23 protein-coding genes and 1 pseudogene are annotated in these 24,821 nt (G+C 74.3%); 13 read left to right on the forward strand and 11 right to left on the reverse strand.

What is annotated here, in order from left to right:
- The first annotated feature begins 67 nt into the window (after positions 1 to 67).
- Both AB0F82_RS05295 and AB0F82_RS05300 read left to right on the forward strand, forming a co-directional pair.
- Complete coding sequence (locus AB0F82_RS05295; protein ID WP_362624219.1) at positions 68 to 679, forward strand: Rv1733c family protein; 612 nt, start codon at positions 68 to 70, stop codon at positions 677 to 679.
- A gap of 146 nt (positions 680 to 825) precedes the next feature.
- On the forward strand, positions 826 to 3,303 hold the full coding sequence (locus tag AB0F82_RS05300; RefSeq protein ID WP_362624221.1) for a right-handed parallel beta-helix repeat-containing protein: 2,478 nt from the start codon (positions 826 to 828) through the stop codon (positions 3,301 to 3,303).
- Here the strand turns inward: AB0F82_RS05300 and AB0F82_RS05305 are convergent.
- Positions 3,254 to 5,581 carry a hypothetical protein gene (locus tag AB0F82_RS05305; protein WP_362624419.1) on the reverse strand — a complete coding sequence of 776 codons (2,328 nt, stop codon included), beginning with the start codon at positions 5,579 to 5,581 and terminating at the stop codon, positions 3,254 to 3,256. The two genes, AB0F82_RS05300 and AB0F82_RS05305, sit on opposite strands and share 50 nt — an antisense overlap.
- Before the next feature lie 284 nt (positions 5,582 to 5,865).
- Here AB0F82_RS05305 and AB0F82_RS05310 point away from each other — a divergent pair, with 284 nt between their 5' ends.
- Positions 5,866 to 6,354: an SRPBCC family protein gene (locus tag AB0F82_RS05310; RefSeq protein WP_362624223.1), complete on the forward strand. Its 489-nt coding sequence runs from the start codon at positions 5,866 to 5,868 to the stop codon at positions 6,352 to 6,354.
- Here AB0F82_RS05310 and AB0F82_RS05315 read toward each other — a convergent pair.
- Positions 6,326 to 7,225: an MBL fold metallo-hydrolase gene (locus AB0F82_RS05315; protein WP_362624225.1), complete on the reverse strand. Its 900-nt coding sequence runs from the start codon at positions 7,223 to 7,225 to the stop codon at positions 6,326 to 6,328. The genes AB0F82_RS05310 and AB0F82_RS05315 overlap by 29 nt on opposite strands.
- 59 nt (positions 7,226 to 7,284) lie before the next feature.
- On the opposite strand from AB0F82_RS05315, the gene AB0F82_RS05320 reads away from it, so the two are divergent.
- Positions 7,285 to 7,671, forward strand: a complete 387-nt coding sequence (locus AB0F82_RS05320; protein ID WP_362624227.1) for a winged helix-turn-helix transcriptional regulator — start codon at positions 7,285 to 7,287, stop codon at positions 7,669 to 7,671.
- Positions 7,672 to 7,687: 16 nt separating this feature from the next.
- Here AB0F82_RS05320 and AB0F82_RS05325 read toward each other — a convergent pair whose 3' ends face one another.
- Positions 7,688 to 8,863 carry a PLP-dependent cysteine synthase family protein gene (locus tag AB0F82_RS05325; RefSeq protein ID WP_362624229.1) on the reverse strand — a complete coding sequence of 392 codons (1,176 nt, stop codon included), beginning with the start codon at positions 8,861 to 8,863 and terminating at the stop codon, positions 7,688 to 7,690.
- 198 nt (positions 8,864 to 9,061) lie between these two features.
- Between AB0F82_RS05325 and AB0F82_RS05330 the strand changes: the two genes are divergently transcribed.
- Complete coding sequence (locus AB0F82_RS05330) at positions 9,062 to 9,610, forward strand: ATP-binding protein (protein WP_356812307.1); 549 nt, start codon at positions 9,062 to 9,064, stop codon at positions 9,608 to 9,610.
- Positions 9,611 to 9,733: 123 nt separating this feature from the next.
- Here AB0F82_RS05330 and AB0F82_RS05335 read toward each other — a convergent pair whose 3' ends face one another.
- A complete protein-coding gene (locus tag AB0F82_RS05335; protein ID WP_390076790.1) occupies positions 9,734 to 11,011 on the reverse strand; it encodes an ROK family protein in 1,278 nt (425 codons plus the stop codon).
- Between the two features lie 128 nt (positions 11,012 to 11,139).
- A complete protein-coding gene (locus AB0F82_RS05340; protein WP_362624231.1) occupies positions 11,140 to 11,856 on the reverse strand; it encodes an alpha-ketoglutarate-dependent dioxygenase AlkB family protein in 717 nt (238 codons plus the stop codon).
- A 38-nt stretch (positions 11,857 to 11,894) separates the two neighbouring features.
- Between AB0F82_RS05340 and AB0F82_RS05345 the strand changes: the two genes are divergently transcribed.
- Together AB0F82_RS05345 and AB0F82_RS05350 are read left to right on the forward strand one after the other, a co-directional pair.
- Complete coding sequence (locus AB0F82_RS05345) at positions 11,895 to 12,638, forward strand: maleylpyruvate isomerase family mycothiol-dependent enzyme (RefSeq protein ID WP_362624233.1); 744 nt, start codon at positions 11,895 to 11,897, stop codon at positions 12,636 to 12,638.
- 131 nt (positions 12,639 to 12,769) lie between these two features.
- Positions 12,770 to 13,321 (forward strand): hypothetical protein, encoded by a 552-nt coding sequence (locus AB0F82_RS05350; protein WP_362624235.1) that lies wholly within the window; start codon positions 12,770 to 12,772, stop codon positions 13,319 to 13,321.
- A gap of 97 nt (positions 13,322 to 13,418) precedes the next feature.
- Here the strand turns inward: AB0F82_RS05350 and AB0F82_RS05355 are convergent, their stop codons facing one another.
- Positions 13,419 to 13,883: a hypothetical protein gene (locus AB0F82_RS05355; protein ID WP_362624237.1), complete on the reverse strand. Its 465-nt coding sequence runs from the start codon at positions 13,881 to 13,883 to the stop codon at positions 13,419 to 13,421.
- Positions 13,884 to 14,078: 195 nt separating this feature from the next.
- Here AB0F82_RS05355 and AB0F82_RS05360 point away from each other — a divergent pair, with 195 nt between their 5' ends.
- Positions 14,079 to 14,333, forward strand: coding sequence for a hypothetical protein (locus AB0F82_RS05360; protein ID WP_362624239.1), 255 nt, complete (start codon positions 14,079 to 14,081; stop codon positions 14,331 to 14,333).
- Here AB0F82_RS05360 and AB0F82_RS05365 read toward each other — a convergent pair.
- Both AB0F82_RS05365 and AB0F82_RS05370 read right to left on the reverse strand, forming a co-directional pair.
- Positions 14,300 to 15,268: a spherulation-specific family 4 protein gene (locus AB0F82_RS05365; RefSeq protein WP_362624241.1), complete on the reverse strand. Its 969-nt coding sequence runs from the start codon at positions 15,266 to 15,268 to the stop codon at positions 14,300 to 14,302. The two genes, AB0F82_RS05360 and AB0F82_RS05365, sit on opposite strands and share 34 nt — an antisense overlap.
- 166 nt (positions 15,269 to 15,434) lie before the next feature.
- The gene (locus tag AB0F82_RS05370) at positions 15,435 to 16,133 is read right to left on the reverse strand and encodes a TetR/AcrR family transcriptional regulator (RefSeq protein ID WP_362624243.1); all 699 of its coding nucleotides are present in this window, start codon (positions 16,131 to 16,133) and stop codon (positions 15,435 to 15,437) included.
- A 157-nt stretch (positions 16,134 to 16,290) separates the two neighbouring features.
- Here AB0F82_RS05370 and AB0F82_RS05375 point away from each other — a divergent pair, with 157 nt between their 5' ends.
- Entirely contained in the window at positions 16,291 to 16,752 is a 462-nt protein-coding gene (locus AB0F82_RS05375; RefSeq protein ID WP_436842037.1) for a nitroreductase/quinone reductase family protein, read from the forward strand.
- A gap of 626 nt (positions 16,753 to 17,378) precedes the next feature.
- On the opposite strand, the gene AB0F82_RS05380 is transcribed toward AB0F82_RS05375, so the two are convergent.
- Positions 17,379 to 18,581, reverse strand: coding sequence for a geranylgeranyl reductase family protein (locus AB0F82_RS05380; protein ID WP_362624421.1), 1,203 nt, complete (start codon positions 18,579 to 18,581; stop codon positions 17,379 to 17,381).
- 335 nt (positions 18,582 to 18,916) lie between these two features.
- Here AB0F82_RS05380 and AB0F82_RS05385 point away from each other — a divergent pair, with 335 nt between their 5' ends.
- The 3 genes and pseudogenes from AB0F82_RS05385 to AB0F82_RS38655 all read left to right on the forward strand — a co-directional run bounded on the left by AB0F82_RS05385 (position 18,917) and on the right by AB0F82_RS38655 (position 21,105).
- A complete protein-coding gene (locus AB0F82_RS05385) occupies positions 18,917 to 20,281 on the forward strand; it encodes a dipeptidase (RefSeq protein ID WP_362624247.1) in 1,365 nt (454 codons plus the stop codon).
- 166 nt (positions 20,282 to 20,447) lie between these two features.
- A pseudogene (locus AB0F82_RS38650) lies at positions 20,448 to 20,567 on the forward strand (MBL fold metallo-hydrolase); the annotation flags it as partial.
- A 121-nt stretch (positions 20,568 to 20,688) separates the two neighbouring features.
- Positions 20,689 to 21,105, forward strand: coding sequence for an MBL fold metallo-hydrolase (locus tag AB0F82_RS38655; RefSeq protein ID WP_436842038.1), 417 nt, complete (start codon positions 20,689 to 20,691; stop codon positions 21,103 to 21,105).
- A 105-nt stretch (positions 21,106 to 21,210) separates the two neighbouring features.
- On the opposite strand, the gene AB0F82_RS05395 is transcribed toward AB0F82_RS38655, so the two are convergent.
- Complete coding sequence (locus AB0F82_RS05395) at positions 21,211 to 22,248, reverse strand: NUDIX hydrolase (RefSeq protein WP_356815866.1); 1,038 nt, start codon at positions 22,246 to 22,248, stop codon at positions 21,211 to 21,213.
- A 197-nt stretch (positions 22,249 to 22,445) separates the two neighbouring features.
- Here AB0F82_RS05395 and AB0F82_RS05400 point away from each other — a divergent pair, with 197 nt between their 5' ends.
- Positions 22,446 to 23,432, forward strand: a complete 987-nt coding sequence (locus AB0F82_RS05400) for a LacI family DNA-binding transcriptional regulator (RefSeq protein WP_362624423.1) — start codon at positions 22,446 to 22,448, stop codon at positions 23,430 to 23,432.
- A 60-nt stretch (positions 23,433 to 23,492) separates the two neighbouring features.
- On the opposite strand, the gene AB0F82_RS05405 is transcribed toward AB0F82_RS05400, so the two are convergent.
- Positions 23,493 to 24,791 carry a DUF6986 family protein gene (locus AB0F82_RS05405; RefSeq protein WP_362624249.1) on the reverse strand — a complete coding sequence of 433 codons (1,299 nt, stop codon included), beginning with the start codon at positions 24,789 to 24,791 and terminating at the stop codon, positions 23,493 to 23,495.
- Positions 24,792 to 24,821: the final 30 nt, after the last annotated feature.

The raw sequence follows: 24,821 nt of genomic DNA on the forward strand, positions 1-24,821 counted from the left end.
GCGCGGTGCCGGGCGCCGCGAGCCCGGCATGACCGGCAAGACGCCCCCTGGCAGGGGGAGCCGGACCGTGCGGACGGCAATGGGTGTGTGGCGCTGGCGGCGCAATCCGCTGCGCCGGCCGACCGATCTCTTCGAGGCGTGGGTGGCGTTCGCGGCGCTGGTGTGCGTCGTGGTGGTGGCCCCGGCCGTCGGCTGGGTCGCGGGCCTGCGCGTGGACGGCACGCTTCAACAGGCCGCGTACGAGCAGCGGCAGGAGCGTCATCTCGTCCCGGCCGTGGTGGTCCGGCCCGCCCCGACCGCGGACGAGGCGGTGTCCGCCGACCCGTCGGCGCAGCGGACGGCGCCTCGGCGTACGCAGATCGTGGCCTCGTGGACGGCGCCCGACGGCAGCAGCCACGAGGGCACGGTGCCGGCCGCGGAGGAACCACCGCTCCCCGGCGACCGGTTCCGCATATGGACCGACGACCAGGGCCGGCTGGTGGGGCAGCCGCTGGACCCGTCGGCCGCCTCCTTCCACGCGGGGACGGCGGGTCTGGCCGCCGCTGCCGGAGTGGCCGTATTGGCCGTGACCGTCCGCCGCCTGGTCGTACGTCGGCTCATGCACCGTCGGTACTTACGTCTGGACCGGGCGTGGGCGGCCGCCGGACCGGACTGGGGCCGGGCGGGCGCCGGTGGCTGACCTGGCGGCTCATCGGCCCGGCGCGCGCTACGGTGGAGCGGCCGGACCGGTCTCTCCCGTGGCAGCAGCCACCCGAGTGGCCTCGGACATCAGCGGCTCCGGCCGCATCGGCAGCGCGAGCACGAGGGTGGGGGCACGACAGCACCATGGTTCAGGGCACGGTCCAGGTGACGCACGGCGGCTCTTCGCGGTGGCGGCGCCGCTCCGGTGAATATCCGACGCTGACCGCCGCGCTCGCCGCCGCGGGCGACGGGGACGTGCTGTCCATCGCCCCGGGCACCTACCGGGAGAACCTGGTACTGCACCACGCCGTCACCCTGCGCGGGCCCGAGGACGGGTCGGGTTCGGTGCGGATCGCGCCGCTCGACGGGGTCGCGCTGACCCTGCGCGCCTCGGCCGTGGTGCAGGACCTGTACCTGGAGGGCCAGGACCGGGCGGCCCCGGCGCTGCTGGTGGAGGACGGCTCCCCCGAGCTGACCGACCTGCGCGTGAGCACCCACTCGGCGGCCGGCATCGAGGTGCGCGGCCCCGGGGCCCGGCCCCTGGTGCGCCGCTGCACCGTGGAGAACCCGGCCGGCATCGGAATCGCCGTACTGGACGGCGGCGGCGGGGTTTTCGAGGAGTGCGAGGTCGTCGCCTCGGGTCAGACCGGGTTCTCGGTCCGCGGCGGCGGCCGGCCGCGCCTGGAGCGGTGCCGCATCCACCACTCCACCGGCGCGGGCATCTCCGTCACCGGCGAGGGCTCGGGCCTGGAAGCCCTGGGCTGCGAGGTGTACGAGGTCAGGGGCGCCGGAGTGCAGATCGCCGCGCGCGCCGCCGCCCGCCTCACCGACTGCGCCGTGCACCGCACCTCGGCCGACGGGGTCACGCTCGACACCGACGCCGTCCTCACCCTGGCCGGGTGCGACATCCACGACATCCCGGAGAACGCCGTCGACCTCCGGTCGCGTTCGGTGCTCACTCTCAGCCGCACGTCGGTACGCCGGTTCGGGCGCAACGGCCTGTCGGTGTGGGACCCGGGCACCCGGGTCGACGCCGAGTCCTGCGAGATCCACGACAGCACCGGCGACTATCCGGCGGTGTGGGTCAGCGACGGGGCCACCGCCTCCCTGGACTCCTGCCGGGTCCACGACGTGCCGGACGCGCTCTTCGTCCTGGACCGCGGGTCGAGCGTCGAGGTCACCGACAGCGACCTGTCCCAGGTCCGCAACACCGCGGTCTCGGTCAGCGACGGGGCCTCGGCGCAGCTCGACGACTGCCGCATCCGCGAAGCGGCCACCGGGGCCTGGTTCCGCGACCACGGCAGCGGCGGCACCCTCGCGGGCTGCACCATCGACGCCGTGCAGACCGGTGTGATCGTCACCAAGGGCGCCGACCCGACCCTCGAACGCTGTACGGTCACCTCACCCGCCGAGGCGGGTTTCTACGTGTCGGCGGGCGGCCGCGGCACTTTCAAGGCCTGCCGGGTGACGGACAGTTCCGGTTTCGGCTTCCACGTCCTCGACGGCTGCCGCACCACGCTGACGCGCTGCCACACGGAGCGCTGCGCGCGCGGCGGCTACGAGTTCGCGGAGGACGGGCCCGTCGCCGAGGAGTGCACCGGCGACGGGTCGGGCCCGCGGTCGGCGTCGGCGGCCGCGGCCGCGGCCCAGTCGGCGCCCGGCGGCGGCTTCGCCGGGGCGCAGAGCGGGGTGCGTACGGTCACCGCGGCGCGGAGCCCCGTGGCGCAGCCGTCTCCGGCGGCCCCGGCCGGCTCCGTCCCGCGGCCCGCGCATCCGGAGCCGGCCGGGGCCGCGGCGGGCGCGCGGGCGCCCGGAGCGGTGCTGGGGCATCTCGACGCGCTGGTGGGCCTGGACAGCGTCAAACGCGAGGTGCGTGCCCTCACCGACATGATCGAGGTGGGCCGTCGGCGGCAGCAGGCTGGCCTCAAGGCCGCCTCGGTGCGCCGGCACCTGGTCTTCACCGGCTCCCCCGGCACCGGGAAGACCACGGTCGCCCGGCTGTACGGCGAGATCCTCGCCTCCCTCGGCGTGCTGGAGCGGGGGCACCTGGTCGAGGTGTCGCGCGTGGACCTGGTGGGCGAGCACATCGGCTCCACGGCGATCCGCACGCAGGAGGCCTTCGAGCGGGCGCGCGGCGGGGTGCTGTTCATCGACGAGGCGTACGCGCTGGCTCCGGAGGACTCGGGCCGGGACTTCGGGCGCGAGGCGATCGACACGCTGGTGAAGCTGATGGAGGACCACCGGGACGCGGTGGTGGTGATCGTCGCCGGCTACACGGCGGAGATGGACCGCTTCCTGACCGTCAACCCTGGTGTGGCCTCGCGGTTCTCCCGGACGATCGCCTTCGGCGACTACGGGCCGGGGGAACTGCTGCGGATCGTGGAACAGCAGGCGGAGGAGCACGAGTACCGCCTCGGGGAGGGCACCGCCGAGGCCCTGCTGACGTACTTCACGGAGCTGCCCAAGGGGCCCGCCTTCGGCAACGGCCGCACCGCGCGCCAGACCTTCGAGTCGATGGTGGAGCGGCACGCGGGGCGGGTGGCCCAGCTGTCGGAGCCCAGCACGGACGAGCTCACCCTGCTGTTCCCGGCGGATCTGCCGACGCTGCCGGCTCCTTGCTGACGCCGGGGCGCTGAGCGGGTACCTCGGCCCGGGCCGCCGTCTCCAGCCGGGCGAGGAGAGCGGCGCGTTCGGCTGCGAAGGCGGGGTCCGCCTGGTAGTCGGCGTGGCCGAGGATCGGCGCGGGCAGCGGGTGGCGGGCGCTGCGCCCGTAGGCGAGGGGGTCGGCGAGCGGGCCGCGGTCCACCTCCGGTGAGGCGGGGCCGGGAAGCGCGAGGCCGCCGATGGGGTCGGTGGCCCGCCAGAGGTTGCGCCAGCAGTCGACGTCGCGGTGCAGGGCGGTGAGCGGTCCGGGACCGAAGTAGGCGGGGAACCAGCGGCCGTAGAGGCGGGCGAGGGGGGATCCGTACGTGAGCAGCGCGACGCGGCGGCGGACGGGCGGCGGCAGCTGCCAGACGGCGGCCGCGGCGAGCACGCTGCCCTGCGAGTGGCCGGAGATCACCAGTCGGCCGCCGGTGCGGCCGGTCCAGCCGGCCATCCGCCAGGTCAGGTCGGGGACGGCGCGCTCGGCATAGCAGGGCGGGGCGAAGGGGTGGGCGGCGCGCGGCCAGAAGGTGCCGACGTCCCAGAGGATCCCTATGGTCCGCCGGGCTGCCGGGTCCCGGTAGGCGCGGCGGCCCCAGGCGGCGAAGAGGGCGATGCCGAGGCCGATCAGCCAGGAACCGGCGTCCTGGGCGGCGCGGGCGGCGCTCTCCAGGAGCGGCGGGCCGCCGCGGGCGGCCTCGCCCGGGACCTGGCCGCTGAGCCAGGCTCCGGCGAGTGCGCCGGCCCCGAGCACCAGGGTGATGCCGGAGACGGCCGCGACGAACCAGGGCGCGGAGTCGGTGAGCGCGGCGGCCGTCCGCGCCCCGGCGATACGGCGGCTGCGCGCCGTATCGGGGATCTCTCCCGGGTATTCGGCCGCGACGGCCGCCGCGAGGCCGCGCCGGGCCCGGGCCGCACGCACCGCGAACCAGGCGGCGAGCAGTGCCAGTACGAGGAGCAGCGGCGGCAGTACGGCGGCCTGCCAGGACAGCAGGACGGGCGGCCCGGGCAGCGGTGCGCCCGCCATGCCGGGGGTGGCTGCGCCGTCCAGCCAGTCGGCGACGCGCTGGGCGACCCCGCCGGACATGACCCCGCCGAGGGCGCAGCCGAGCATGGCGACGGCGGGGCCGCCGAGGCCGCGCAGGGCGGACGCGGGATCGGGGGCCCTGCGGTACAGGTACCGGGCGACGGCTGCGAGGGCCAGTACGCAGAGGCCCTGCCCGAGCATGAGCACCCCGAAGGCGAAGTCCCCGGGGAGGCGTCCGGTGGAGGTCCAGCCCGGTCGCGACCAGCAGGCGTGCAGGAGGACGGCGGCGAGCAGGGCGAGGGCGGCTCCGGGCAGCAGGCTGACCGCGCCCCGGTCGAGGCGGTGGTCGGGGCGGTCCTCGCTGCGGCCGCGCCGGCAGACGACCCAGGCGACGGTGACGGCCCCGACGGCGAGGAGGGCCTGGGTGATCCAGCCGAGGGTTTCGAGGGCGGGGGCGGCCGTGGTCCGGCGGTCGTGGGCGGCGGTGGGCGCGGAGACGGCCACCGCGACGGTGAGCAGGCCGGCCGCGGTGTGTGCGGCTCGCAGCCGGGCCACGATGCGGCGCCCGTACCAGAATCCGGGACGGCCGAGCGCGGGTGCGGTGTCGGAGGCGGTGTCCGGGTCGGCGGAGCCGGCGGGCGGCGGCTGGGATTCGTAGGCGCTCCAGGTGCGGTTCGACAGGAACCAGAGCAGCCCGGTCAACGCGGTGGGGACCAGCGCGCCGAGGGCGAGGCGGCGTCCGGGCTGGGACCACCAGCCGCCGCCATCGGGGGCGAGGAATCCGAGGCGGGAGCCGGTGGCGGTGCAGGTCGCGGAGCCCGCGCACTGCCAGACAGCGAGGTCGAGCGCGACCTCGCAGGCGGCGGCGATCAGCAGGACGGTCAGGCTGAGCGCGAGGACGCGTACGAGGACCCCGTACGTGCGCACCGCGCGCGGCGCGGGGTCGGCGCCGGGCCCGGTGGGGGCGGCCGGCCGGGCCCAGTGGGCCAGGTTGGCCACCATGAAGGGCAGGAGCAGAAGCCACAGGGCGCGGGCGCCGTTGCCCGAGGTGAGCCGGGACCAGCAGTATGCCTCGGGGACGGGCAGGCCCGCGTACCGCTCGGGGTGGGCTTCGGCGTCGGCGTCGTCTGTGCGGCGGAACACGGCTGCGGTGGAGTCACCGGTGACGCGCACGGTGCGCGGGTCGCCCAGCAGCTCGGCGGGAGAGGCTCCGGCGACTCCGTGGACCATGAGTTCGAGGGCGAGGGGAGAATCGGTGGAGGGGCGGTCGGGCACGGAGGCCTCCGCTCGCGGGGGGATCGGCGCTGCTCCAGGATCCCGCGCGGCGGGGACGCTGCCCAGGCCCCGTCCGGGGGAATCGGCGGGCGGCTCGGGGACGGAAAGGGAGCCTCGGCCGTGGGAGTCCCGACGCGGAAGCCGTGGGGAGATCACAGCGGTCACAGCGGACTTCTCGGGGGAGCACGGCTATGGTGGCGCGGCACGTCCGCCGGAACATCGCCTCAGGAGGTACCGCCATGGCTCGCCGACTCCGCCCGGTGGGGCTGGACTTCATCGACGACGCGCCCGTCCGGCTGGTGTTCGCCGCAGAGGCGTCGGCGCCCCCCGAGGACGTGTACCGGGCGCTCGCCGATGAAGTGGAGGGCTGGCCGCGCTGGTTCAGGGCCGTGACACTGGCCCGACCGACGTACGGCGGTGCGGGCCGCGAGGTCAAGCTGCTGGGCGGGGTGCACATGCAGGAGACGATCATGGCCGCGGATCCCGAACGGCGTTACGCGTACCGGGTCGACACGACCAACGCGCCGGGCGTCCGGGCCCTGCTGGAGGAGTGGAGGCTGACCCCGGCCGGCTCGGGGACGCACGTCCGCTGGACGTTCGCCGCGGACGGCCCGGCCGCGTTCCGTCTGGCCCTGGCCGTCGCCCGCCCGGGCCTGGGCCACTCCTTCCGCACGGCGGTCCGCACCCTGGACGCCCGCCTCACGGGCGCCAGCGGCCCCCACCGCTGAGCGTGGTGGATGCGGTGGCAGTGGCGGGAGCGGTGAGGCGGGCGTACTCCCACGGGTCGTGCGCGCTGAAGACGGTGACCTCGTCCCCGTGGTCGCGGACGAGGTCGCGCAAGCGGTCGCGGGTCGCGGTGCGTGCCGTGGCGTCGGTCTGGGCTCCCTGCTGGACCGGATCGAGGACCGGGTGGTCGAGGGGCGGGGTGTCCTCGAGCTCGCCGTGATACATGTACGCGTCGCCCGCGTGCAGCAGCCACCGGCCGTCGTCGTCGCGCACTGCGACGCCCGCGTGGCCGGCGGAGTGGCCGGGCAGCGGCACCAGCAGGAGCTCGCACCCGAGCCCCTGCGGCCGTGCGACGCCGGGGAAGCCGAACCACGTCTCCTGCCCGTCGGTGCTCGCCGGTGCCAGCAGCGGGCCGTGCGCCCGGTGCGCCGGCATGAAGCCGTCGAGGCTGTGCCGGTGGTGCGCGGCCGAGGGGTCGGTGACGGCCCGGTACTCGTCGGGGTGCACGTGGACCCGCGCGTGCGGGAAGTCCGCCAGCCCTCCCGTGTGGTCCCGGTGCAGGTGGGTGAGGACGATGTGCCGCACGTCCTGTGGTGCGTACCCGAGGCGGACGAGCCGGCGCAGCGCGCTCTGCGCCGGGTCCGGCACGGGCTGGGCGTGAGCCACCCAGTCCGCGCCCAGCGTCCGGTCGGGCTCTCGCAGGTCCGCGGTGCCGAGGCCGGTGTCGACCAGGACGGGGCCGTCCGCGTCCGTCTCGATGAGCAGGCAGTGGCAGACGGCGGCCAGTTCGCGGCGTCCGGCTCCTGCCGTGGGTGTCGTGCCGAGCGGTGCGATCGTCCGGAGCGAACCGCAGTTGAGATGATGGATGCGCACAAAGACCCCCTGGAGGTATGCGGGCGGGCTGTTCGCAACGGACGTTAGGACGGGCTTTCGTGACTCACCAAACGGTTGGACACGCGGCGGCGGGTGCCCCGGACGGTCCGCTGGCGGACTGCCCGGACGGCGCGCTCGTCCCGCCGGCCCCCGAACCGCACTGCCCGGTCGACATCACCCTCACCGCGCTGGGCGGCCGGTGGACACCGCTGGTCCTGCGGGAGTTCCTCCGCCGCGGCCAGGCCACCTACTCCGAGCTGTCCGCGGCCCTGCCCGCCCTGTCCGACAAGGTCCTCTCGGACCGGCTGACCCAGTTGACCCGGGCGGGCGTCGTCGAACGCCACCGCACTCCCGGGTGGCCTCCCCGGGTCCGCTACGTCCTGACCGGTCGGGGCCGCGCACTGGAACCGGTCGTGCGCAGCATGTGGGAATGGGGCCGCGCCTGACGGACGACCGGCCGGCTCAGGCGGTCGGTTCGCGCCAGACGCCGGTCGTCAGCAGCGTGTCGAGGGTCTTCGTGTAGGGGGCGATGTCGAGGCCCTGCGCCGCCACCCACTCGTCGGAGTAGTACTTGTCCAGGTAGCGGTCGCCCGGGTCGCACAGCAGCGTGACGACGCTGCCGGTGCGGCCCTCCGCCACCATCTCCGAGACGATCTTCAGGGCGCTCCACAGGCCGGTGCCGGTCGAGCCGCCCGCCTTGCGCCCTATGGCGGTCTCCAGGGCGCGGCAGGCGGCGACGCTCGCCGCGTCCGGGACCTTCATCATCCGGTCGATGGCGCCGGGCACGAAGCTCGGCTCCATCCGCGGGCGGCCGATGCCCTCGATGCGCGAGCCGCAATCGCTGCTCGCGTCGGGGTCGTTGCGGGTCCAGCCCTCGAAGAAGCAGGAGTTCTCCGGGTCCGGGACGCAGATGCGGGTGTCGTGCTGCATGTAGTGCACGTACCGCGCGATGGTGGCCGAGGTGCCACCGGTGCCGGCGGTCGCCACGATCCAGGCGGGCTCGGGGAAACGTTCCAGCTTGAGCTGCTGGTACATCGATTCGGCGATGTTGTTGTTGCCGCGCCAGTCCGTGGCGCGCTCCGCGTACGTGAACTGGTCCATGTAGTGCCCGCCGGTGCGGGCGGCGAGTTGCGCCGACTCCTCGTACATCTTCATCGGGTCGTCCACGAAGTGGCATGCGCCGCCGTGGAATTCGATGAGGCGGCACTTCTCCGGGCTGGTCGTGCGCGGCATGACGGCGATGAACGGGACACCGATCAGCTTGGCGAAGTACGCCTCGGAGACCGCGGTCGAGCCGGACGAGGCCTCGATGACGGGGCGGCCCGGCCGGACCCAGCCGTTGCAGAGGGCGTAGAGGAACAGCGAGCGGGCGAGGCGGTGCTTGAGGGAGCCCGTCGGGTGCGTGGACTCGTCCTTGAGGTAGAGGTCGATGCCCCAGGCGTCGGGGAGCGGGAACTTCAGCAGGTGGGTGTCCGCGGAGCGGTTCGCGTCGGCCTGGACCTTGCGCACGGCCTCTTTCAGCCAGGCGCGGTAGTCCGCGTCGCTGCGGTCGACGTCGATGGTCGTGGCGGTCGTACCGGTGGTCGTTCCGGTGGTCGTTCCGGTGCCGCTGGTGCCGGTGGTGCCGGTAGTGCTCATGCGCCGCGCTCCTTCATGGGTCTACTTCGCCCCTCCTTTCGCAATGTACCTCTCCCACCTGCACAAACAGTCGCTTTGGGTATCTATGCGGATCGCTTTCGATCGCGTTCGGTTGCACAGCGCGGCACCGTGGGTGACCCTGGTGGAGCATTACCGAGGGTGCAGCACCCGTAACACTCATGTCGGGGAGTCGCAGCCGTGATCAGTCATTCCCGCAGGCACTGCGTCGTCGAACTGCAGGCCTTGCCGTCGCGGATCGGCCAAATCCGCAGAATCGTCTCGGCCCAACTGCGCCACTGGCAGCTCGATCCGCTCATTGACCGGGCCGCGCTCGGGGTGACGGAGCTGCTGAGCAACGTCCACCGCCATGCACAGCCGGACAAGACCTGCGTCGTCGAGATCGAGCTCCGGCTCGGGCGGCTGACGGTCTCGGTCATCGACAGCGATCCGCGGCTTCCGGTGCTGCGCCCGGCGCCGGCCGGGCCGCTGGAGACCTGCGGTCGCGGGCTCGCCCTCGTGGAGGCGCTCAGCGAGGCCTGGGGGGTGCGTGAACGGCCCGACGGGCCTGGCAAGGTGGTCTGGTTCTCCCTGACGGCTGCGCCCGCGCCGGTGACGCCGATGCTCCCGGTCTCGATCGTGGCCAGGCCCGCGCGGGAACCCGCGCGCACGGTGGTGGTGGCCGTCGACCCGGCCACCGTCCCGGCGGCGCTGCCCCTGCCCTCCCCGGTCGCCGTCCGCCCCGGCTGACCCCGGGCCGCGCTGCCCGGCCTCAGCCTTGCCGGGCAGCGCGGGCCCGGCAAGATGCGAAAGCCGTGCCCTAGGGAGGGTCGTCAAAGTAGCGCCGGCCAGGCGGGACTTTGACGGCACTCCCTAGGCGAGGGCGCCCAGCGGGTCGTCGAGCACCGGTTGCCAGGCCAGTTCCGCCGCACCGACCAGGCTGTTGTGGTCCAGGGTGCACGGAAGGATGGGCACGCCTCCGCTGCGGCCCCACAGGCTGCGGTCCGCGACGACCGCCCGGAGCCGCTCCGGGTCGGCGTGGAGCAGTTCCCGGTGCAGACCGCCCAGGATGATCCGGTCCGGGTTCAGGATGTTGACCAGGCCCGCCAGGCCCAGGCCGAGCCGGTCGATCAGCTCTTCCGTGGCCGCCCTTACCGCCGGCTCCTCGGGCTCCTCGCGCAGCAGGTCACGGGCCTGCTGGAGCAGCGACACCTCGGGGCCGGGGCTGCGGCCCGCCGCGGTGAGGAAGGCCAGCGGGTCCGCTTCCACGTCCAGGCAGCCGCGGCCGCCGCAGTGGCAGGCCCGCCCCTCGGGGTTCACGGTGAGGTGGCCGACCTCCAGGGCCAGGCCGGAACTGCCGCTGTGCAGACGGCCGTCCAGCACCAGGGCCCCACCGACCCCGCGGTGCCCCGTGGCGACGCACAGCAGGTGCTGCGCGCTGCGGCCCGCGCCGTGCCGGTGCTCGGCGAGCGCCGCGAGGTTGACGTCGTTCCCGGTCAGGGCCGGTCCGTCGATGCCGGCGGCCTTCACGCACTCCGCGAAGATGTCCCGTACGGGAGAGCCCGCAGGCCAGGCCAGGTGCAGCGGGTTCAGGGCCGTGCCGTCCGGCTCGGCGACCGCCGAGGGGACCGCGAGGCCGGCGCCGACGCAGCGGCGGCCGCTGTCCGCGAGCAGCTCCGCACCCGCCCGCACGACCGCGCCGAGCACCTGTGCCGGGTCCGCTGAGACGGTGACCTTGCCGGGGGCGGTGGCCACGATCCGGCCGCCGAGCCCTACGAGGGCGGCCCGGAAGCCGTCCGAGTGCACCTGGGCCGCGAGCGCCACCGGCCCGTCCTCGGCCACCGAGAGGCGGTGCGAGGGGCGGCCCTGGGCCCCGCCGGTGCCTCCGGTGCCGCCCGAGGCACCGGGGCGGGAGTCGACCCGGATCAGTCCGAGCGCCTCCAGCTCGGCCGCGACGGCCCCGGCGGTGGCACGGGTGACCCCCAGCTCGGCCGTCAGCACCGCACGGGTCGGCGCGCGGCCGGTGTGGACGAGCTCCAGCGCCGGCCCGAGCGCGCCGCGGCCGCGTTCCAGTTTGGTCCGCGTGCCGGTGCTCGAGACCGGTGCCGTGGTCGCATCCCCCATCCGCGGTGGGGCCCCGTTGCCGTTCATGGCATCGATCCTCGCATGATCGGAGGGCGCCGGACGCCGTCCCGCCCCAGGCCGCGTCCAGTGGATGATGCCGGGGCTCGCGGCGTCCTCATCCGCCCTGATCCACACGAGACGCCCGCTTCGTGTCGTCAAGGTCTCGTCCGGCCGGCGGGGTCCTCCGGCGGCCGGCGCCGCGTCGACGACACTCCCCGGCCCAGTCCGGCGACCCTGAGTGTGATGTTGAGCCGCCCGGTCAGCCCGAGCGCCCGCGGACCGGTGCCCGGCAGCACCTTCGGCACCCCGTGGTACGCCTGCCGGCTGGGGCCGCCGAAGACGAAGAGGTCCCCGCTGCGCAGCTCGACGTCCCGGTAGGGGCGTCCGCGCGAGACGGTGTTCCCGAAGCGGAAGAGGCAGCTGTCGCCGAGGCTGAGCGAGACCACCGGCGCCGGGGACTTCTCCTCCGCGTCGCGGTGCATGCCCATGCGGGAGTCCCCGTCGTAGAAGTTGATCAGTGCGATGTCGTAAGCGGCCGCGCCGGGCTCCGGCGGCACCCCGTAGGCGGCGGCGACCGCTTCCCGGCCCAGCTCGGCGAGCCAGTCCGGCATCGGCTTGACCGGCTCCCCGTCCCCGTCGACCGCGGTGCGGGCGTAGCCGTACGGGTACCAGTGCAGGCCCAGGCACACCTGCCGGGCGGTCATCACCCCGCCGCCCGGGGTGCGTACGGTGCGCAGGCCGGCCGGCGGGCGGGCCCACTCGCGGCAGGCCTCCAGCAACTCGGCCTGCCGGCGCTCCCCGAGCCAGTCGGGCACGTGCACCGCCCCGGGGGCGATCAGGGTCCGCTCGCGCGGGAAGAGTTCCCCGTCCATCCCTCCATTGTCGCCGCCGGGGCTGCAAGACTCCCGGTATGGAGATCACCGAGTACGTGAAGACCCTCGCCCGGGAGGGCGAACTGCTCGCCGACGTGGCAGAACGAGCCGGTACGGACGCCTTCGTCCCGTCCTGCCCGGGCTGGCACGTCACCGACCTGCTGCGGCACACCGGGTCGGTGCACCGCTGGGCCGCCGCCTACGTCGCGGAGGGGCGGCTGGAGCCGACGGGCTTCCCGGAGGCGCCGGAACTGGTCGGCGGCGAGCTCCTGACGTGGTTCCGGGAGGGCCACGCGGATCTGGTGCGGACGCTGACGGAGGCGCCGGACGACGTGCAGTGCTGGACCTTCCTCCCGACGGCCCCGCCGTCGGCGGTCGCGTTCTGGGCCCGGCGGCAGGCCCACGAGACCACCGTGCACCGGATGGACGCGGAGACGGCGCTGGGCGTCGTCTTCTCGCCGGTGGCGGCGGAGTTCGCGGAGGACGGGGTGGACGAGCTCCTCACCGGCTTCCACGCGCGCCCGCGCAGCCGGGTGCGGACCACGGAGCCGCGGACGATGCGGATCCGGGCCGCCGACACGGGTGCGGTGTGGACCGTGCACCTGTCGCCTGCGCCGCCGCACACGGTCCTGGGCGACTTGGGCGACGCGGTCGACTGCGAGGTGACCGGTGAGGCGGCCTGGCTCTACGCGGCGCTGTGGAACCGGCAGCCGCTGGCGGGCCCCGGGGTGACGGGCGACCTGTCGTTGGCGGCGCTGTGGAGGGAGACGGCCGGAATCTGACCCTTCGGGTGGGAGCGGGCGCCGTCGGACGTCGTGGGGCGCCGCCGCCGGCGCCCGCCACCCACCCCCGGCCGGATACCTGCGCGGACCAGCGGTTATGGTCGCCTCCTCAACGATCACGGGGGTGGCAGATGTTCGGTTCCACGGTGCGCGGCGCGGCGGTGGCCGCGGTGGTTCTTGCGGGGTTCGCGGTCTCCTGCGATTCGGGTCCGGCCACGCCGGCCGCCGCATCCTCGGCGTCCTCCGCGTCCGCGTCCTCCGCTCCTTCGGCTCCCTCCACGCCGTCCGCGTCCTCGCTGCCGGGGCCGTCGGAGGCGGGCCCGGGCGGGCCCTCGGCATCCCGCGGGCCGTCCTCCCCGGCCCAGCCCGGCGCCGCGCCGGAGAAGGTCCGGGACGCCTTCGCGGGGCTGCAGGCGACGCTGGACGGTTCGTGCACCCCCGCCGAATGCGCCTACTTCCTCGGCCGGGTCTACGACGAACTCCACGGCCTGGACGCGGCGATGAAGGCGGATCCGAAGGGGCCCGGGCACTTCCCGGAACCGATCGCGCTGGTCGCGAAGCTCGACGCGGAGCTGGGCGGGGACCGTGGCTTCAAGAACCTGAAGGAGCACCAGAGCCTGTTGATCGGCACCCGCGACAAGATCAACACCTGGATGCAGGGCCACCCGGACGACTACCGCTGACCCGGACCGGGCGTACCCGCTCCGCGAAAGGCCCGCGCGGGTGATCGTCGCGGCTGGGATGCTGGCCGCATGACCGACGCCGATACCGACTCGCGGCCTAGACGCAGCGGCGGGCGGTCGTCACGAAGGTGTCGATCAGCTCGCGGGTCGTATCCCGCCGGGTGACGAGTGCGGCGAGGTCCTGCGCGCGGTCGATGGCACCGACCGCGGTGAAGGCCTCGACCGCTGCGGCGCCGAGATCGGGGTCGTCGGTGATCAGCTGGAGCCGGAAGAGTGCCTGCTGCGTGTTGGCGCGCGTCTCGAACGACCGTCTGCGCAGGGCGGCTTCGTCCTCACCGTCGCGACCCTGGTGCACGCAGAACCAGTGGTGCAGCATGGCCTGGCGGAACTCCACGAGCAGGCCCGCGTACGCGCCGTAGGCGTCGAGCCGCTCCTGACGCCGCTGCGCCTCCAGGGCGTTCTGCTCCGTACGCCGCGCGGCGCGCTGCTGGAACGCATGGGTCACCACCGAGCCCAGCAGCGTACCGAGCACGGCGATGAGGCTCGTGGCCATGGCGTTCATGGGGTCATGCAATCAGAGGACCGGCCGCGAGACGGGGGCGGGGCTGGGAGAACGGGGGTAGGAACCCGGCTCCGCAGTCGCGGTCCAAAAACGCCTTCCGCGACGCGGAGTTGTGCGTACGGGCGCTCGACGAGACCTTCACCGGCCGGCGGAGCTTCGACAGGCCGTGAAGGAGCGGCCGGGGACGAACAGGTCATGACGATGTACGAGTTCACCGCCGGGCCGGCCGCGCCGGATCCGCCGTCGGGACTGGGCCGGCTGCTCGCCGCGGTCTCCCGGAGCGGACCGGCCGTGGACGCCTTCGCCCGGGTCACGGCCGGCGTCACCTCGCCCGCCGAGTTCTCCGCACCCGGCAGCGCCGAACAGCCCTTGGGGCAGACGCACCCGACACCGGCACGGCAACGGTCGTACGAGGCTCAGGACACGTCCTGGCCGATCGTGGCCGCGTAGGCGGTCTGGGAGGTGTACTTCCATGTCGGGCCCGTGTTCCACGGGTTGGGCATGACCGTGTCCGTGGCGTACGCGTAGCCCGCGCCCCGGCCGAAGGCGGTGCGGAGGGTGGCGCGCATCGCCTCGTCGCCGGGGACGTCGTGGACCAGGTGCCAGAAGGCCGTTCCGCTCGGGTCGAGTTCGGTGCCGGGGCGGTAGCCGGAGTCGTGGTCGAAGACGTTGCCGCCGAGCCAGCCGGCGCCGGTGTACGCGGCGTACGTGTCCTCGTAGGTGACGAAGACGTCCGCGGTCCGGCGGCCGGGCTCCAGGTAGCAGTCGGCTATGGCGGTGCCGGGGTTGTTGACGACGAGGTCGGGGACGGCGGGGTCGGCTGCGTTCATGGTGTCCTGGACGTAGCGGCGCAGCTCGGCGTAGTGGTCGCGGGTGGCGTTGGCGGGGCCGCAGTCGCGGCTGACGACGTCGAAGAAGATGCCGTCGACGTGGAGGCGGCCGTCGGGGGTCTTGAGGTAGTTGTCGACGGATGCCCTGACGGCGGCGATGTCGCGGTTGCCGTGGTCGGTGTGCACGTAGCCGAGCACCTTGGTGCGCTCGCCGGTGGAGGTCGTGCGGGCGCGGAGCGCGTCGGCGCGGGCCCGCCAGGGGGTGTCGAAGGGGGCGTCGCCGTTGCCCGGGTTCAGCACGACCACAGAGGGCGCCGGGCCGGCCTTCGTGAGGTCGGTCAGCATCCGGTCGTCCGCCATCACGTAGGCGGGGACGCCGATCTCCAGGCCCCGTACGCCGGGCATCCGGGGGGTGGGGGGCGGGGCGGGCGCCGGGGCGGCGGCAGGAGCGGACCCGGTGGACGCTTCGCGCTGCTGCGGGGCGGCGGACGGCGCCGGCGCGGCCAGTAGGACGGTCGCCAGGACCGCGTACAAGGCCTTCTCGGCGCGAGGCATGAAACGTTTCCTCCGATGGAGGCGGGGCTGGGGGACCCGAGGAACACTAGACGGACGGCCCGTCGTTCAAGGCTGAACCTCTTGTATTGACCTGAGGAACAGCAGAGCGAACCATCGCCCCATCACGTGAATTCCCCCGGGGACGCCCCCCTGCCCCGCCCTTCTGTCATACGGCGGGCAGTCCGACCCCGTGCGCCAGTTGCCCCGCCGCGTGGGTGAAGAAGGCGGAGCGCTCCTCGACGACCCCCTTGAACTGGCCGAACAGTTCGAAGGAAACGAGCCCGGCGAGCTGCGCCCAGGCGGCGACGAGGGCTGCGACGACCGCAGGCGGCAGGCCCTCGGCGAACTCGGCGGCCATCCGGCCGGCCTCGGGGCCCAGGGCGGGCGGGAGCGGCGGAAGGGCGAGGCCGCGCCCCTCGTACGCGCCGCGGGCGATGCCGATGAGGACGTTGCCGACCCGGGAGGCGGGGCCGACGGTGTCGGCGGGGGCGCTGTAGCCGGGGACCGGGGAGCCGTAGACGAGGGCGTATTCGTGCGGGTGCTCCAGCGCCCACGTGCGGACGGCCTCGCAGACGGCGATCCAGCGGTCGCGGGGCGGGGCGCCGGCGGCGAGGGCGCGGGCGTCGGCCTGCTCGGCGGCGGCGCCGAGGCTGTCGTAGGCATCGATGATGAGCGCGGTCAGCAGCTCGTCGCGGCTCGGGAAGTAGCGGTAGAGGGCCGAGGAGACCATGCCCAGCTCGCGGGCGACGGCGCGCAGGGAGAGTTTGGCGGCGCCCTCGGCGGCGAGCCGGCGGCGGGCCTCGTCCTTGATGGCGGCGGTGACCTCAATGCGGGCCCGTTCCCTGGCCCCTCGCACGGTGTTCATGCGGGCCAGTCTGCCACGCGGGCGGAGCACTGCCCGGAAAGTGGATCCCCGATCCTTTTCGAGAGCACTGCTCTTGCTTTGGTGCACCGATCCGATGCACACTGATCTCAAGCGAGAGCACTGCTCTCCCAATGCAGATGACGGCCCGGAGGTCCTCGTGAACGCCCCCACCCCGTATTACGTCCAGGCCGGCCCGCTCGTCACCCGCTTCAACTCGTTCTTCGGAAAGCTGGCCCGCTTCGGCATCAGCCTGGCCGGCAGCGCGGAGCTCTCTGTGCGCGGCCGCACGTCCGGCCAGATGCAGCGCATCCCGGTCAATCCGCACACGTTCGAGGGCGCGGAGTACCTCGTCTCGGCCCGCGGCCACTCCCAGTGGGTCCGCAACATGCGGGTGGCGGGCGGCGGCGAGCTGCGCGTGGGGCGGAAGGTGCGCGCGTTCACCGTCGTCGAGGTCACCGACCCGGTCGAGAAGGCCGCGATCCTGCGCACCTACCTGGAGAAGTGGGGCTGGGAGGTCAACCAGTTCTTCCGGGGCGTCGACGCGAAGGCCTCGGACGCGGAAATCCAGGCCATCGCCGGCGACCACCCCGTCTTCCGGATCGTCCCGGCGTCGAGGTGACACCGCGCGGGCCGCTCCGCAGACGCGGGGCCGGCCGGGGCGCAGGCGCGGCTGCCGCCGTGCCCGCAAGCGGGTGCGCCACGAAAGCGGGGCACGTGTCCGCGGCTGGCTGCCGCGCGGGGCAGCCAGCCGCAGGGCAGCTCCGGACAGCGCAGCTCCCCCGCCCGGTGGGCCCGCGGCGTTCGCCGCGCGGCGCCCCCTGGCTGCGGACCTCCCCCGTCCGGCCCGCGCCCCCGGCGCCCCCTCGCCGCCACCGGCTACACCGCCTGATAGGGGGTCGGGCGTCAGCGCGGTCACCACCGCCCCGGCCACCGGCGGCGCTGCGCGCGCAGGCGCCGAGGCCCCGCCCGGCCGGCCCGCCTCGGGGGTCTGTCCGGGCGGTCGAGCTCGGTCCCCGGCCCGGCCCGCGGCGTTCGCCGCCATTGGGCCTTCCCCGACTCTCAGGCTCTCAGAGCCGAAGGGAAACACCGCACGGCGGACCGGGCACCCGAGTACGAGACGCACGCGAGCGCCCGACGATGCAGCGAGGCGGCGGTGCCGGGCGCCGCAGGCCGGGCGTGACCCTGCCGCGGCGAGGCGGCGCGGTGCCGGGCGCCGCAGGCCGGGCGTGACCCTGCCGACCGGACCTACGCCCGGTCGCCGTTCCGGGCCGCCGCCGCCTGCCGGGCGTCCAGCGCGTGCAGTGCCCTGCGCGCCAGCGGGTACGTGCGCACCATGTCGGCCAGGGTCGTCGCGCCCCGCGTGATGCGGGCGAAGGCCCGCCACGCCGGACGGAACCCGGTGATCGCCGCGTGCAGCAGCCCCGGCCTGGCCTGGAAGACGGTCAGCATCCGCTTGCCGACGCCCATCTCCACGCCCAGCCCGGCCTTCACCGCGAAGGCGTAGTTGAGGGCCTGGCGGCGCGCGTCCACCGCGTCCTGCGCCTCGGCGATCTTCACCGCCCACTCCCCCGCGAGCCGCCCCGAGCGCAGCGCGAAGGAGATGCCCTCGCGGGTCCACGGCTCCAGCAGTCCGGCCGCGTCGCCCGCGACCAGGACCCGGCCGCGCGAGAGCGGCGAGTCGGGCTTGCGGCACCGCGTGAGGTGCCCGGAGGAGACGGCCGGCTCGAAGCCGGCGAGTCCGAGCCGGGCGATGAAGTCGTCCAGGTACCGCTTGGTCGCGGCCCCCTCGCCCTTGGCCGAGATCACCCCGACCGTGAGGGTGTCACCCTTGGGGAAGACCCAGCCGTAACTGCCGGGCAGCGGCCCCCAGTCGATCAGCACCCGCCCCTTCCAGTCCTCCGCCACCGTCACGGGGACGGGGATCTCCGCCTCCAGGCCGAGGTCCACCTGGTCCATCTCGACGCCCACGTGCGCGCCGATCCGGCTCGCACTGCCGTCCGCGCCGACCACCGCGCGCGCCAGGACGGTCTCCCCGTCGGCCAGCACCACGGCGACGGTGCGCCGGTCGGGCACGGCCGCCCCGTGCTGCTCCACGCGGGCCACCGCCGTTCCCGTGCGGACGGTGGCGCCCGCCTTCTCCGCCTCCGCGACCAGGCCGGCGTCGAACTCGGGCCGGTTGATGAGCCCGAACAGCATGTGCTTCGAGCGGCGGGTACGGGTCAGCCTGCCGTCCATGGAGAAGGTGACCGCGTGGATGCGGTCCTTGAGGGGCAGGACGAAGCCCGGCGGGAGGGCGTCGCGCGAGGGCCCGATGATGCCGCCGCCACACGTCTTGTACCGGGGCAGTTCGGCCTTCTCCAGCAGCAGGACGCGCCGTCCCGCCGTGGCCGCCGCGTGCGCGGCCGAGGATCCGGCCGGTCCGGCTCCGACCACGACCACGTCCCACACCTCGCCGGCTCCCCCGGCCCCCTCGTCGCCCGCCCCCTGCCCGGCCGGGCCCGCGCCCGGGCCCATGCCTGCGTCCGCTCCGGCCGCGGCGTCGAGCCCCGCGCCTTCGCCTGCATCCGCACCTGCGTCGCGTACGTCGTCGTCGCTGCTCACGATGTGTTGCTGCTCCTGATCACCCGGTTGCTCCGATGCCGGGGAAATCCTACGGCGAGACGCCGCCCCACCCTGCTGTGCGAAGATCGGACCGTCCTTCCGCCGCACCCGGCATACGCCCGTCCCGCGCATGCGCGGGCCGCGTACACGGATACAACGTCGCACCCAAAAGGAGCGTGCCCATGTCCCAGAATCCGATCGCCGAGACCATCGCCTCGCTGATGCCCCGCGCCAAGCAGGAGCTGACCGAGCTGGTGGCCTTCCAGTCGGTGGCGGACTGGGCGCAGTTCCCGCGCAGCGAGAGCGAGGCCGCGGCGAACTGGGTGGCCGATGCCCTGCGCGTCGAGGGCTTCCAGGACGTGGCGCTGCTCGACACCCCCGACGGCACGCAGTCCGTGTACGGCTTCCTGCCCGGCCCCGAGGGCGCGCCGACCGTACTGCTGTACGCGCACTACGACGTGCAGCCGCCGCTGGACGACGACGCCTGGATCTCCCCGGCCTTCGAACTGACCGAGCGCGACGGCCGCTGGTACGGGCGCGGCGCGGCCGACTGCAAGGGCGGGTTCATCATGCACCTGCTGGCGCTGCGCGCCCTGAAGGCCAACGGCGGTGTGCCGGTGAGCGTGAAGGTGATCGTCGAGGGCTCGGAGGAGCAGGGCACGGGCGGCCTCCAGCAGTACGCGGAGGCGCACCCGGAGCTGCTGACCGCCGACACCATCGTCATCGGCGACGCGGGCAACTTCCGTCTCGGCCTGCCGACGGTGACCGCCACCCTGCGCGGCATGTGCCTGCTCAAGGTGAAGATCGACACGCTGGGCGGCAACCTGCACTCGGGCATGTTCGGCGGTGCCGCGCCCGACGCGCTGGCCGCGCTGATCCGCGTGCTCGACTCGCTGCGCGCCGCGGACGGTTCCACGACCGTCGACGGGCTCGCCTCGGACGGGGTGTGGGAGGGCCTGCAGTACCCGGAGTCGGACTTCCGCACCGACGCGAAGGTGCTGGAGGGCGTCGAGCTGATCGGCGAGGGCACCATCGCCGACCGCCTGTGGGCCCGCCCGGCCGTCACCGTGCTCGGCATCGACTGCCCGCCGGTCGTCGGCGCGACGCCGTCCGTGCACGCGAGCGCCGGCGCGCTGATCAGCCTGCGCGTGCCGCCGGGCGCGGACACCGCGGAGGCCGTCAAGCTGCTCCAGGCCCACCTGGAGGCGCACACGCCGTGGAAGGCGCGTCTCGAACTGGAGGTGGTCGGCCAGGGCCAGCCGTTCCAGGCGGACACCGACAGCCCGGCGTACGCGTCGATGCGCTCGGCCCTGGAGGCCGCCTACCCCGGCCAGAAGATGCAGATCAGCGGCATGGGCGGGTCGATCCCGCTGTGCAACACGCTGACGTCGCTGTACCCGCGGGCGGAGATGCTTCTGATCGGGCTGAGCGAGCCCGAGGCGCAGATCCACGCGGTCAACGAGAGCGTGTCGCCGGAGGAGCTGGAGCGCCTGTCGGTGGCCGAGGCGCTGTTCCTCGTCAACTACGCGGAGTCCAAGCGCGCCTGATCCGGCCCGACGGGTACCCGCCGCCGCGGTACCCGCCGCTTTCGTTCGCCCAGGGCGCGGTGTGCCCTGGGCGTACTCCGCTCAGGCTGAAGTCGCGCGCCCGGGCGGCGGGCCGTCCGTGCGTTCACCGTATGGATCTTGGCGAATGCTCCCGAACCGGCTCCCCATGCTCCGCTTCCCCATCGGCCAGGCGTATCTCTGGCAGGACGGCGGAGCGCTCACCCTCATCGACGCGGGCCGTGCCGAATCCGCCGCGGCGATCGAAGGGGCGACACGTTCCCTCGGGCTGCTCCCCGAGCGGCTGGAGCGGGTCGTGCTCACGCACTGCCACCGCGACCACGTGGGCGCGCGGGTGAACTCGCCGCACGCTGGGGGCCCGGCTGCTGGCGCACCGGCTGGACGCGCCCGTGATCCGCGACGAGCGGCCCGTTCCCGAACCGGTGCTCCTAGACCGGGAGATCCCGCTGTACGCGCGCGGCCTGGCCGTTCCCGAGGCCCCGCCCACCCCGGTGGACCGCGAGCTGGAGGACGGGGACGCGCTGGGCTTCGGGGACCGGGCGTACGTCGTCCATGCGGCGGGCCACACCGACGGCAGCATCGGTATCCACCTGCCCCGCCACGGTGTGCTGTTCACGGGGGACTGCGTCGCCGCCGTCGGCCCGCTGATGCCGGGTGCCTCCAACGTCGACCGCGTCCGGGCGGTCGGGTCCTGCCGGCGGCTGGCCGGCCTCGAACCGTCGGTCGCCTGCTTCGGCCACGGCGATCCCCTCACGGCGGACACCGCCTCCGCCCTGGCCGAGGCCGCCGCCGAGACCCCGGCGTGAGGACGGGCGGGCGCGTGAGCCGAAGCGGTACGCCGTCACGAGTCGACGCCGTCACGAGTCGGCACAAGGTGCCCCGGAGGCGCACCGCCCCCGGGAAGCGGGCCCTCAGCCGGTGGGGACGCCCGCCTCCAGGTAGAGGGGGCGGCCGCGTTCCCGGGCGCGCAGGGCCCAGCGCAGGCGTTCGCAGCGGTGCTGCGGCAGCAGTTCCGCGGCCTCGGCCTCCGTCACGAAGCGCCAGGCCCGCAGTTCGGGGCCGGGCAGCCGGAGGCGGGCGGCCGTCTCTTCCGTGAGGCGGCCCCCGTCGAAGAGCAGGCGCAGCCCTCCGAAGCCGGGGGGCTGCGGGCGTTCCCAGTCGACCACGAGGAGCCCGGGCGTCCGGTCCAATACGAGGCCCAGTTCCTCCGCGACCTCTCGTACGCCGGCGCACGCGGGTGCCTCGCCGGCTTCGACGACGCCTCCCGGGAACTCCCAGCCCGCCTTGTACGTGGGATCCACCAGCAGCACCCGGTCCTGCTCGTCGAAGAGCAGCACCCCGGCCGCCACCGTCTCCCGCGTGGGCTCAGGGGTCTGCACGATGTCGCAGACCCGGGCGGTCTCCGAGCGGACGGCTTCGGCGATCCGCTCGGCGGTCTCCCGCACGGTCAGGGCCCCGTTGTCGATGACGTGCGCGTCGCCGGTGAGCCAGCCGAGGGCCTCCTGGTAGGCCGGGATGTGGTCGTAGGCCCACTGCCGGACCCGCAGGTCCACGTCCGCGGGCTCGCCGGGCTCGGTGCGGGTCGCGATCCGCTCCCGAAGGATCGTTTCCTCAGGAGCGAGCAGCACGTGCCGCACGGGAATGCGCCGCGCCGCCAGCCCGCCGAAGATCTCGTCCCGGTAGTCCTGGCGCAGCAGCGTCATCGGGACGACGAGCACACCGCCCACTTCCGCGAGCATCGCGGCGGCCGTGTCCACGACCAGCCGCCGCCAACTCGGCAGGTCCTGGTAGTCGGTGACCTCCGCCAGCCGTTTGGGCGGCAGCAGCACCCGCAGGGCGTCGCCGATGAACTCCGGGTCGAACAGGGTGCTGTCCGGGAGGATTGCGGTCAGTTCACGGGCCGTGCTGGTCTTCCCGGCGCTGAACGTGCCGTTGATCCAGACAATCACGTCTACCCCTCTCCCCATGGCTCGTCCGGAGCCCCCAGTGGCTTGCCCGCCCCACCCTGCCACGAAAACCTCACTATCGGCCGAGTGCCTATCCTCAAGGTCACGAGCCCGCACGCTCGCCCGAGTACCAGGGAGGATTCACGACCGTGCCCCACAACCGCCGCACGTCCGACCCCCGCTACGGCAACCGGCCGACCATGAAGGACGTGGCGGCCCAGGCTGCCGTCGGCCTCAAGACGGTGTCCCGGGTGGTCAACGGCGAGCCGGGCGTCACCCCCGAGACGGAGAAGCGGGTCCTGGAGGCCATCGAGGCCCTGGGCTTCCGCCGCAACGACAGCGCGCGCGTGCTGCGCAAGGGCCGTACCGCCACCGTCGGCCTCGTCCTGGAGGACCTCGCCGACCCCTTCTACGGTCCGCTGAACCGGGCCGTGGAGGAGGTGGCTCGCGCGCACGGGGCACTGCTCATCAACGGCTCCAGCGCCGAGGACCCGGAGCGGGAGCGGGAGTTGGCGCTCGCGCTGTGCGCCCGCCGGGTGGACGGCCTGATCGTGATCCCGGCCGGGAACGACCACCGTTACCTGGAGCCGGAGATGCGGGCGGGCGTGGCCACGGTGTTCGTGGACCGGCCGGCCGGCGGGATCGACGCCGACGTGGTGCTGTCGGACAACTTCGGCGGGGCCCGCGGCGGCGTCGCCCACCTGATCGCGGGCGGCCACCGCCGGATCGGTTTCATCGGGGACCACCCCCGCATCCACACGGCGACGGAACGCCTGCGCGGCTACCGCGCGGCCATGGCGGAAGCGGGCCTCGCCGTGGCCGGATCCTGGATCTCGCTCGGCTCGACGGACCCCGACCGGGTCGCGGCGGCGGCGAGGTCGATGCTCGCGGGCCCGGAGCCGGTGACCGCCGTCTTCGCCGGGAACAACCGGGTGACGGTCACGGTGGTACGGGTCCTGGCCGCGCTGGAGCGCCCGGTGGCCCTGGTCGGCTTCGACGACTTCGAGCTGGCGGACCTGCTGCGGCCGGGCGTCACGGTGGTCGCCCAGGACCCGGCGGCGCTCGGCCGGGTGGCCACGGACCGCCTCTTCCAGCGCCTGGCCGGAGCCGGGCTCCCCCCGTCCCGCACCGAACTCCCCACCCGTCTCGTCCCCCGCGGCTCGGGCGAGATCCCGCCGGCGCCCTGACCCCCGCCCACGCCGACGGCCCGGCCCCGTGGAACGGGACCGGGCCCATGGGGTTCAGGGTCAGGCGGTCGCCGTCAGGGTCGCCGAGCGGCGGGGGATCGCGAAGGCGTCGAGCTCGGCGCGGGTCAGACCGGTCAGGGCGGTGACCTCGTCGGCGCCCACCGCTCCGCAGTCGAGGCCGCGGACCAGGTATCCGGCCAGGGCCTTGGCGGTCGCCGGCTCGTCCATCACGTCACCCTCGATCTTGGCCACGTACGCCTTCAGGCGCGCGGCGGCCGCCTCCAGCCCCTCGCGGTAGAAGGTGAAGACGGCCGCGTAGCGGGTGGGCAGGTGCGCCGGGTGCATGTCCCAGCCCTGGTAGTAGGCGCGGGCCAGGGCGCGGCGGGTGAGGCCGTAGTGGAGCTTCCAGCCCTCGTGGACCTTCTCGGTGGTGCCGATCGGCAGCACGTTGGTGGAGCCGTCGGAGACGCGTACGCCGGTGCCGGCGGCCGCGACCTGCATGATCGCCTTCGCGTGGTCGGCGGCGGGGTGGTCGCTGGCCTGGTAGGCGGCGGACACGCCGACGCAGGCGCTGTAGTCGAAGGTGCCGTAGTGCAGGCCGGTGGCGCGGCCCTTGGAGGCCTCGATCATCCGGGCGACGGTGGCGGTGCCGTCGGAGGCCAGGATGGACTGGCTGGTCTCGATCTGGATCTCGAAGCCGATCCGGCCCGGGCGCAGGCCGCGGGTGCCCTCGAAGGCCTCCAGCAGCTTGACGAAGGCGCTGACCTGCTCGGCGTACGTGACCTTGGGGAGCGTGAGGACGAGGCCCTCGGGCAGACCGCCGTGCTCCAGGAGGCCGGAGAGGAAGACGTCCGTGGTGCGGATGCCGCGGTCGCGGACGTTGGACTCCATGCACTTCATGCGGATGCCCATGTACGGCGCGTTCGTGCCGTTGGAGAAGGCTTCCGAGACGAAGCGGGCGGCGCGGGCGGCGGCCTGGTCCTCCTCCTCGTCGGAGCGGACGCCGAAGCCGTCCTCGAAGTCGACGCGGAGGTCCTCGATGGGCTCGCGCCGCAGTTTGGCGCGGACGCGGTCGTATACCGGTACGGCCAGTTCGTCGGAGATGCCGAGGACCTTGGCGAAGGTGGCCGCGTCCGGGGCGTGCTCGTCGAGCGCGGCCAGGGCCTGGTCGCCCCACGAGCGGATGGTGTCCGCGGCGAAGACGTCGCCCGGCACGTAGACGGTGTGGATGGGCTGCCGGGTGCCGGGGTCGCCCGGGTAGTGGCGCGCGAGCTCCGCGTCCACCGGCGCGAGGGAGGCGCTGATGCCCTCGCTGACCGCGCCTGCGAGGCTCGTCGCCACCTTCTCCTGCTGACCCATCGTGCACTCTCCTCTTTTCCGCTTCACGGA

The organism is Streptomyces virginiae (genome assembly GCF_040638905.1).
Taxonomy (GTDB): Bacteria; Actinomycetota; Actinomycetes; order Streptomycetales; family Streptomycetaceae; genus Streptomyces; species Streptomyces virginiae_B.

Excerpts from the sequence above, each read along its gene's own strand:
- AB0F82_RS05405 (WP_362624249.1), bottom strand. The coding sequence starts at position 24,791 with ATGGGTCAGCAGGAGAAGGTGGCGACGAGCCTCGCAGGCGCGGTCAGC.
- AB0F82_RS05305 (WP_362624419.1), bottom strand. The coding sequence starts at position 5,581 with ATGGTCCACGGAGTCGCCGGAGCCTCTCCCGCCGAGCTGCTGGGCGAC.
- AB0F82_RS05340 (WP_362624231.1), bottom strand. The coding sequence starts at position 11,856 with ATGGACGGGGAACTCTTCCCGCGCGAGCGGACCCTGATCGCCCCCGGG.
- AB0F82_RS05345 (WP_362624233.1), top strand. The coding sequence starts at position 11,895 with ATGGAGATCACCGAGTACGTGAAGACCCTCGCCCGGGAGGGCGAACTG.
- AB0F82_RS05300 (WP_362624221.1), top strand. The coding sequence starts at position 826 with ATGGTTCAGGGCACGGTCCAGGTGACGCACGGCGGCTCTTCGCGGTGG.
- AB0F82_RS05370 (WP_362624243.1), bottom strand. The coding sequence starts at position 16,133 with ATGAACACCGTGCGAGGGGCCAGGGAACGGGCCCGCATTGAGGTCACC.
- AB0F82_RS05385 (WP_362624247.1), top strand. The coding sequence starts at position 18,917 with ATGTCCCAGAATCCGATCGCCGAGACCATCGCCTCGCTGATGCCCCGC.
- AB0F82_RS05350 (WP_362624235.1), top strand. The coding sequence starts at position 12,770 with ATGTTCGGTTCCACGGTGCGCGGCGCGGCGGTGGCCGCGGTGGTTCTT.
- AB0F82_RS05365 (WP_362624241.1), bottom strand. The coding sequence starts at position 15,268 with ATGCCTCGCGCCGAGAAGGCCTTGTACGCGGTCCTGGCGACCGTCCTA.
- AB0F82_RS05310 (WP_362624223.1), top strand. The coding sequence starts at position 5,866 with ATGGCTCGCCGACTCCGCCCGGTGGGGCTGGACTTCATCGACGACGCG.
- AB0F82_RS05400 (WP_362624423.1), top strand. The coding sequence starts at position 22,446 with ATGAAGGACGTGGCGGCCCAGGCTGCCGTCGGCCTCAAGACGGTGTCC.
- AB0F82_RS05360 (WP_362624239.1), top strand. The coding sequence starts at position 14,079 with ATGACGATGTACGAGTTCACCGCCGGGCCGGCCGCGCCGGATCCGCCG.
- AB0F82_RS05325 (WP_362624229.1), bottom strand. The coding sequence starts at position 8,863 with ATGAGCACTACCGGCACCACCGGCACCAGCGGCACCGGAACGACCACC.
- AB0F82_RS05335 (WP_390076790.1), bottom strand. The coding sequence starts at position 11,011 with ATGAACGGCAACGGGGCCCCACCGCGGATGGGGGATGCGACCACGGCA.
- AB0F82_RS05355 (WP_362624237.1), bottom strand. The coding sequence starts at position 13,883 with ATGAACGCCATGGCCACGAGCCTCATCGCCGTGCTCGGTACGCTGCTG.